We start from the raw sequence: 8,019 nt of genomic DNA, 5'->3' as shown, positions 1-8,019 counted from the left end.
CCCCTCCCCTCTCCCCCCACCGCCCCGTTGATTGTAGGACCTTCTCCCCCCCCCGCGATGACCTCTATAGAGTTCAGCCGGCGACCAGTACCCGAATGGCCTCCAGGCGCAAGGCGGCCTTGTTCAGCGCGGCCATGCCGTCTTCGCGCTGCTGGCGCAGGGCGTCGATTTCGCTGTCGCGCACGCTCGGGTTGACGGCCTTGAGCGCTGTCAGGCGCGCCAGCTCTTCGTCAGCCTCGGCGGCCAGGCGTTGCTGTGCCTGGGCAACCCGCTCCTCATGGACCGGAATGACCTTGGCTTCACCCGCGCTGATGCGCTTGGCCAGGACATCACGCTGGGCCTGGACGAACTTGTTGGCGCTGGCCTTGGGCACGCTTTCAAGCTGGTCGTTGAGGGTTTCGAAGGCCACGCGCGGGCCCAGGTCGTTGCCATTGGCGTCGAGCAGGCAGCGCAGCGCCGCCGGTGGCAGGTAGCGGCCCATCTGCAGGCTGCGCGGGGCGACCACTTCGCTGACGTAGAGCAGCTCGAGCAGCACGGTGCCGGGCTTGAGCGCCTTGTTCTTGATCAGCGCCACGGCGGTGTTGCCCATCGAGCCGGACAGCACCAGGTCCATGCCGCCCTGCACCATCGGGTGCTCCCAGGTGAGGAACTGCATGTCCTCGCGCGACAGCGCCTGGGTGCGGTCGTAGGTGATGGTCACGCCTTCGTCGTCGCCCAGGGGGAAGCTGGCGTCGAGCATTTTCTCGCTCGGTTTGAGGACCAGGGCGTTCTCGGAATGGTCTTCGCTGTCGATGCCGAAGGCGTCGAACAGGGTTTCCATGTAGATCGGCAGGGCGAACTGGTCGTCCTGCTCGAGGATCGCCTCGACCAGCGCCTGGCCTTCGCCGGCACCACCGGAGTTGAGCTCCAGCAGGCGGTCGCGGCCGGTGTGCAGCTCGGCTTCCAGGCGCTCGCGCTCGGCGCGGGCTTCGCCGACCAGCTTGGTCCAGCCCTTGTCGTCGCCACCGGCCAGTTGCGCCAGCAGGCGCGGGCCGAACTGGTGCTGCAGGGCGTTGCCGGTCGGGCAGGTGTTGAGGAAGGCGTTGAGGCCTTCGTGGTACCACTGGAACAGGCGCTCCTGCGGGCTGTCCTGCAGGTACGGGATGTGCAGTTCGATGGTGTGCTTCTGGCCGATCCGGTCGAGGCGGCCGATGCGTTGCTCGAGCAGGTCCGGGTGCGCCGGCAGGTCGAACATCACCAGGTGGTGGGCGAACTGGAAGTTGCGGCCTTCACTGCCGATCTCGGAGCAGATCAGCACCTGGGCGCCGAATTCTTCGTCGGCGAAATAGGCGGCGGCGCGGTCGCGTTCGAGGATGCTCAAGCCTTCGTGGAATACCGTGGCCGGGATGCCGGAGCGCACGCGCAGGGCGTCTTCCAGGTCCATGGCGGTTTCGGCGTGGGCGCAGATCACCAGGACCTTGGTGCGCTTGAGCATCTTCAGGGTGTCGATCAACCAGTCGACGCGCGGGTCGAAGCGCCACCAGCGCTCGTCGTCGCCGGGCTCGCCCTGGGCCTGGAAGGCCACTTCCGGGTACAGCTCGGCACGCTCGCCGGATGGCAGCGCGGCATACGGCTCGGGGTTGGCCAGCGGGTAGGGGTGCAGCTGGCGCTCGGGGAAACCCTGGATCGCCGCGCGGGTGTTGCGGAACAGTACGCGGCCGGTGCCGTGACGGTCGAGCAGCTCGCGGATCAGGCGCGCGCTGGCCTGGCTGTCGCCATCGGTAACGGCGGCCAGCAGGGCTTCACCCTCGGCGCCCAGGAAGCCCTGGATAGTGGCGTGGGCTTTCGGCGACAGGCGGCCTTCGTCGAGCAGCTCCTGCACCGCCTCGGCCACCGGGCGATAGTTTTCGCTCTCGGCGCGGAACGCGGCCAGGTCGTGGAAACGGTTGGGGTCGAGCAGGCGCAGGCGGGCGAAGTGGCTGTCCTGGCCGAGTTGTTCAGGGGTGGCGGTAAGCAGCAGCACGGCCGGAACGACTTCGGCCAGTTGCTCGACCAGGGCGTATTCGGCGCTGGCCTGTTCTTCGTGCCAGACCAGGTGGTGAGCCTCGTCGACCACCATCAGGTCCCAACCGGCGGCGAACAGCGCGTCCTGGGCCTTTTCGTCGTCGACCAGCCATTCCAGGGCGACCAGCGCCAGCTGGGCGTCTTCGAACGGATTGGTGGCGTCGCTTTCGATGAAGCGCTCGGCGTCAAACAGGGCGACCTGCAGGTTGAAGCGGCGGCGCATTTCCACCAGCCACTGGTGCTGGAGGTTCTCCGGTACCAGGATCAGCACGCGGTTGGCGCGGCCGGACAACAGCTGGCGGTGGATCACCAGGCCCGCTTCGATGGTCTTGCCCAGGCCTACTTCGTCGGCCAGCAGCACGCGCGGGGCGATACGGTCGGCCACTTCGCGGGCGATGTGCAACTGGTGTGCGATGGGTTGGGCGCGCACGCCGCCCAGGCCCCACAGCGACGACAGCATCTGTTTGCTGGTGTGCTGCAGGGTGTTGTAGCGCAGGGAGAACCACGACAGCGGGTCGATCTGGCCGGCGAACAGGCGGTCACTGGCCAGGCGGAACTGGATGAAGTTCGACAGCTGGGTCTCGGGCAGCACATGTGCCTGGTTCTGGGCGTCGATGCCGTGGTAGATCAGCAGGCCGTCGATGACCTCGACTTCGCGCACGGTCAGCTTCCAGCCCTCGAAGTGGATGATCTGGTCGCCTGGCGAGAAGCGCACGCGGGTCAGCGGCGCGTTGCGTAGCGAGTACTGGCGGGTTTCCCCCGTCGCCGGGTAGAGCACGGTCAACAAGCGACCATCCTCGGCCAGGATGGTCCCAAGTCCGAGCTCTGCTTCGCTGTCGCTGATCCAGCGTTGCCCCGGTTGATACTGCTGCGCCATACTGCCTGAACTCCCGCGATGAAAAAGCCGAGTATGTTAACGGATCGGCTGCGCCAGACCAATGAATGTGAAGAGTCTAGCGCTTTCATCGACGAACACCGTCCCGTCACGAGGGCCAAGCGCCAACATGGCTGCCAAGCACCGCTGGTTGAACCTCTCCCTGGCCATTGGCAGTTTCACGCTGCTGGCCGCCTGTGAACAGAAAACCTTCGAAGTATTGCCGCCGATTCCGGTCGAGCAGTTGGAGGTGCTGGGCGTGCAGACCCCGATCAAGAGCGTGCACTTCCATGACCGCGAGGGCGAAGGCCTGCTGGTGCTGAGCCGGGTCGACGGCCAGGCCAGCGACCCGGATACCGAGGAGGAGGTCGACAAGGTGGTGCTCAAGGCCACGCTGTATGGCCGTGCCGCCAGCGCTGAGGTGTTCAAGCCGCGCTGGCAGATCGAGCAGGAAACCACCTGCGCCGGCCTGGACCTGGATGTCGACTTCTATACCGATGTCAGTGACGTCAGCGACCTGAACAAGGACGGCGTCGCCGAAGTGACCGTGGCCAGCCACGCGTTCTGCGGTGGTGGCATCGACCCGCACGATATCGCCATCGAGATGCGCGAAGGCCAGGCGGTGTACAGCATTACCGGGCAGTCGCTGATTACCCCGGCCGGTGAAGAACCCTTCGGTGGCGAGCGCGAAGACAGTGCCTCGCTGAAAAACGCCCCGCAGGTGCTGCGCGAGCATATGGACGCGGTCTGGCAGCAGGTCTACAAGCGGCCCTGGAGCGAAACCAGCGCGCCACCGGACGACGACCCTGACGGCGAAGACCAATAACAGCAGCCCGCCCCATGCCCGTGCGGCGTTGTGATGCGCCGCTCACCTTTGCCCACAGGCGTTCAAGGCGGCGTAGCGCCGGCCGACACAGTGGCTACAGGAGAACATTCCATGCTGCCGCCCATCATTCCGCTCAGCGCCGCCCCGGTGACCTCGCAACAGGACCCGGTCAAGCCGCCGCCGGCCATCCCGCCGGTGGTGCCGACACAACCGGCCGCCGGCGAAGGGACCATCGACCTCAAGCATCACCGTGACCCCGCGGAGCGCGCCCTGCTGATGCGCGAAGAACAGCGGCGCCAGCAGCAACAGCGCAACCAGGGGGACGCAGAGCAGCTTGTGGTCGTGCCCGGTGAGGAACTCAACGCCGACAACACCGTGCCCGTGTCGCCACTGGGCGAACGCACGCGCCAGGGGCTGCTGGTGGACATCGAAGTCTGAAGCGCGCCGAGGTCTTTTGCTGCAAAGCCTAGTCAGCGCTCATGCTTGCCTTCATCATGAGTGCCTCTGCTGTCCGTCGAGCCCGCCATGAGCCAAGACAATCTGATCGACTTCGGCGCTGAACGCGCCAAACGAATCCATGACCTCAAAGACAAGCGCCTGAACGACATGCGCCAGGCCTTCGAGCAGGCCATGCCGCTGGCCTCTGGGAAAAAGAAAAAGCCCAAGGGCAAACCCAAGAAGCGCTGAAACTTGATGCAGGTCAACCCTGCACCCGCCTCGCGTGCCCGGCCCCGGGCACCATTGACTCTGGTCAATTTCCCCCCGCCTGCCTTTGGTTACTGTGCACTCATCGGATGACGGCACACCAAGGGAGGGGCCGACATGTTCTTCGACAACGTGGTTATCGCCGGTGTGGTGACGGTCGGGCTGATGTTGGCCTTCTTTGCCGGTCTGGGCATTTTCATCTGGAAGGATGCGAACAAGCGCAAGCAGCGCTGATCCTTTCCGATTCACGAGCACGCAAGGCATTTAGGGCGACTTCGGTCGCCCATTTTTTTTGCCTCGAGTTTTCCCCTGCAGGAGCGGTTCATCTAGATGATTAGCTAGCTAATTAATCGTCTGCGCTTTATCCTTCCCCCAGTTGTCTATCGTTCTTCTCATACCCTCTGCTCCCGCAAGGTCCGATTCGTGCCCATCACCTTCCAGGCCCTGTTCGCCCCCAGCAGCCTAGCGCTCAAGTTCGCCATCAAGACCCTGCTTGGCGGTGGCCTGGCGTTGTGGCTGGCGATGCGCTGGGGCCTGGAGCAGCCGGCGTGGGCGCTGATGACTGCGTTTATCGTTGCCCAGCCGCTGTCGGGGATGGTGATCCAGAAGGGCCTGGCACGGTTGGCCGGCACGCTGGTCGGTACCTTCATGTCGGTAGTGTTCATCGGTGTGTTCGCCCAGACGCCCTGGCTGTTCCTGCTGACGCTGGCGCTGTGGCTGGCCCTGTGTACCGCTGCTTCGACCCAGCTGCGCAGCGCCTGGGCCTATGCCTTCGTGCTGGCCGGCTACACCGTGGCGATCATTGCGCTGCCGGCGATCGACCACCCGTTGCAGGTGTTCGACCAGGCGGTGGCGCGGTGTACCGAGATCTGCCTGGGCATCTGTTGCGCCACCGCCAGCAGTGCGCTGATCTGGCCCATGCGTGTCGAGCAGCAACTGGCAGGCCAGGCGCGGCAGGCCTGGCAGAACGGGCTGCAGGCGGCCAGCGCCATGCTGGGCGGTGAGGATGAAGCGCGCAAAGGGTTGCTGGAAAGCCTCGGGCGCATCGTCGCGATCGACGCCCAGCGCGAGCATGCCTGGTTCGAAGGCAGCCTCGGTCGCCAGCGGGCCAAGGCGATCCAGGGGCTGAGCCAGAAGCTGATGGTGTTGCTGCGCATTTCGCGCTCGGTGCGCCGGCAGTGGCGCCAGCTCGATGAGATCGAGGCCGGACACCTGGCGCCATGGCTTGATGAGGTGCGCACCCTGCTGGCCAGCCCCGAACAGGCCAGCCTGCTGGTGTTGCGCCAACGGGTGTGGGATGCCGCCCAGGACACGCGGATCAGCTCCGCCGAGCATTACTGCCTGGCGCGCCTGGCGTTGTTGCTGGACTACGCCATGGCGGCCACCCAGGCGCTCGCCGATGTGGAGCAGGGCCGGGCACCCAAGGAGCAGGTGCAAAGCCTGGCGGCGCACCGCGACCTGTCCTTGGCCCTGCTGTTCGGCTCACGCAGTGCCCTGGCGTTCCTGGTGATGAGCAGTTTCTGGCTGGCCACCGCCTGGCCCTCGGCGCCGGGCGGCCTGGTGCTGACTTGTGTGGTCTGCAGCCTGTTCGCCAGCCGCGAGAACGGCGCGCAGATCGGCCTGAGCTTCTTGCGTGGGATCTTGCTGGCGGTGCCGGCGGCGTTCCTGGTCGGGCAGATCCTGCTGCCGCAATGGAGCAGCTTCGCCATGCTCTGCCTGGGCATGGGCGTACCGCTGTTCCTTGGCGCACTGGGCATGGCCCATCCGCGCACCGGCGCTACCGCCACGTCCTATTGCCTGCACTTCATCGTGCTGGTGGCACCGCTCAATGCCATGCATTTCGATGTGGCGAGCATGCTCAACAGTGCGCTGGCCATGCTGATTGGCGTGAGCGCCGCGGTGCTGGCATTCCGCCTGCTGGTGCTGCGTCACCCGGCCTGGCTGGGCCGGCGCTTGCGTGCGGCGACCCAGGGCGACCTGGTGCGCCTGACCCGGCGCGAACTGCGCGGTGCCGACAGCTGGTTTGGCGGGCGCATGGCCGACCGCCTGATGCAACTGGCGCGGCATGCCAGTGAGTTGCCCCAGACCGAGCGCCAGCGTTGGGACGAGGGCCTGCACAGCCTGGATATCGGCGATGAGTTGGTGCACCTGCGTATGTGCCTGGCCGTGGCCCAGGCGCCCTTGGCCAACGCCGAGCGCCAGTACCTGCAGCAACTTGAGGCGGTCCTGGCGAGCGGACCGGCGCCGGGCCGAGGCGCGCGCCTGGATGCCGCCAGCGCAGAATTCATCGAAGCCCTGCAGGGTCAACCGCCCAGCGATGCGCTGCGCCTGGCCGAGGGCGCGGTACTGCAGTTGCGCAAGAGCTGGGGCAAATGGTGCCGTTGGCAGGAGGACGCCCATGGGGTTGCGTGAATGGGCGCTGGGTGGCGTGCTGCTCAGCCCGTTTCTGATTTATGTAGTGCTGGCGCTGCTGCTGACCGGGCTGCTGCGCTTTGTTGTGCAGGCCACGCCGCTGGGGCGCTGGATCTGGCACGAAGCGCTGTTCGATACGGCATTGTTCGTTTGTGTCCTGTACCTGGTGGTGCGTTCGCTAGGTCCTCTGTAAGGAGTAAGTCCATGCGTACAGCCGTACGTATCCTGGTCACCTTGTGTGTGGTGATCCTCGCTGTCTTCGCAGGCTTCAAGCTCTGGCAGTACTACATGCTCACGCCCTGGACCCGGGATGCCCGGGTGCGTGCCGATGTGGTGGTGATTGCCCCTGATGTGTCCGGCTGGGTGAGTGCGCTGAAGGTGCACGATAACCAGCAGGTCAAGGCCGGTGACCTGCTGATGACCATCGACCGCGAGCGCTTCCAGGCCGCCTTCGACCAGGCCTCTGCGGTGGTCGAGACCCGTACCCAGCAAGTGCGCCTGCGTGAGCGCGAAGCGGCGCGGCGCACGGCCCTGGGGCCGGAGGCGATCAGCGCCGAGCTGCGCGAGAACGCCCAGATCAATGCGGCCGTTGCCCGGGGCGAGCTGCACGAGGCCGAGGCCCAGCTGAAGGTGGCGAAGATCAACCTGGCCCGCAGCGAAGTGCGCGCGCCGCGCAGCGGGCACATCACCAACCTGCGCTTGGCGGAGGGCAACTTCGTCACTACCGGGCAATCGGTGATGGCGCTGGTGGACGATGCCACTTTCTATATTCAGGCGTACTTCGAGGAGACCAAGCTGCCGCGCATTCGCGTCGGCGACCCGGTCAAGGTGTGGCTGATGGGGGCGGGTGAGGCGATGAATGGGCATGTGCAAAGCATCAGCCGCGGCATCACCGACCGCAATTCGACGCCTGATGGGCAATTGCTGCCGGAGGTGGAGCCGACCTTCAACTGGGTGAGGCTGGCGCAGCGTATCCCGGTGCGGATACAGCTGGACCAGATCCCCGAGGGGTTGAGCCTGAGCGCAGGGATGACCGCAAGCGTGCAGGTGCGTGAGGATCAGGTCGAGCGGTAAACGCATCGGGGGCCAGGGGGGGGGGGGGGGGGGGGGAGGGGGAGGGGGGGGGGGGGAGGGGGGGGGGGGGGGGGTGGGGTGGGGG

General features: G+C 66.1%; 8 protein-coding genes. 7 read left to right on the top strand and 1 reads right to left on the bottom strand.

Features of this window, described 5'->3' with window-relative positions:
* Positions 1-73: 73 nt before the first annotated feature.
* Positions 74-2,920 carry an RNA polymerase-associated protein RapA gene (gene rapA, locus ACO6VM_RS22205; RefSeq protein WP_401058710.1) on the bottom strand — a complete coding sequence of 949 codons (2,847 nt, stop codon included), beginning with the start codon at positions 2,918-2,920 and terminating at the stop codon, positions 74-76.
* 127 nt (positions 2,921-3,047) lie between these two features.
* On the opposite strand from rapA, the gene ACO6VM_RS22200 reads away from it, so the two are divergent.
* The 7 genes from ACO6VM_RS22200 (at position 3,048) to ACO6VM_RS22170 (ending at position 7,934) form a co-directional block, all read left to right on the top strand.
* On the top strand, positions 3,048-3,743 hold the full coding sequence (locus tag ACO6VM_RS22200) for a M949_RS01915 family surface polysaccharide biosynthesis protein (RefSeq protein WP_110996404.1): 696 nt from the start codon (positions 3,048-3,050) through the stop codon (positions 3,741-3,743).
* A gap of 111 nt (positions 3,744-3,854) precedes the next feature.
* Positions 3,855-4,181: an aspartate-semialdehyde dehydrogenase gene (locus ACO6VM_RS22195; RefSeq protein ID WP_401058708.1), complete on the top strand. Its 327-nt coding sequence runs from the start codon at positions 3,855-3,857 to the stop codon at positions 4,179-4,181.
* An 87-nt stretch (positions 4,182-4,268) separates the two neighbouring features.
* Complete coding sequence (locus tag ACO6VM_RS22190; protein WP_167409876.1) at positions 4,269-4,430, top strand: hypothetical protein; 162 nt, start codon at positions 4,269-4,271, stop codon at positions 4,428-4,430.
* A 135-nt stretch (positions 4,431-4,565) separates the two neighbouring features.
* On the top strand, positions 4,566-4,682 hold the full coding sequence (gene ccoM / locus ACO6VM_RS22185) for a cytochrome c oxidase subunit CcoM (protein ID WP_279630498.1): 117 nt from the start codon (positions 4,566-4,568) through the stop codon (positions 4,680-4,682).
* Between the two features lie 189 nt (positions 4,683-4,871).
* Positions 4,872-6,860 carry an FUSC family protein gene (locus ACO6VM_RS22180; RefSeq protein ID WP_422403834.1) on the top strand — a complete coding sequence of 663 codons (1,989 nt, stop codon included), beginning with the start codon at positions 4,872-4,874 and terminating at the stop codon, positions 6,858-6,860.
* Positions 6,847-7,053 carry a DUF1656 domain-containing protein gene (locus tag ACO6VM_RS22175; protein ID WP_110996401.1) on the top strand — a complete coding sequence of 69 codons (207 nt, stop codon included), beginning with the start codon at positions 6,847-6,849 and terminating at the stop codon, positions 7,051-7,053. The genes ACO6VM_RS22180 and ACO6VM_RS22175 overlap by 14 nt, the downstream gene beginning before the upstream one ends.
* 11 nt (positions 7,054-7,064) lie before the next feature.
* Positions 7,065-7,934, top strand: a complete 870-nt coding sequence (locus ACO6VM_RS22170; RefSeq protein WP_422403833.1) for an efflux RND transporter periplasmic adaptor subunit — start codon at positions 7,065-7,067, stop codon at positions 7,932-7,934.
* Positions 7,935-8,019: the final 85 nt, after the last annotated feature.

It is taken from the genome of Pseudomonas sp. GZD-209, from assembly GCF_049310485.1.
GTDB lineage: Bacteria > Pseudomonadota > Gammaproteobacteria > Pseudomonadales > Pseudomonadaceae > Aquipseudomonas > Aquipseudomonas sichuanensis.
The sequence above is the reverse complement of the archived record's forward strand: the minus strand, read 5'-3'. Positions and strand labels throughout refer to the sequence as shown.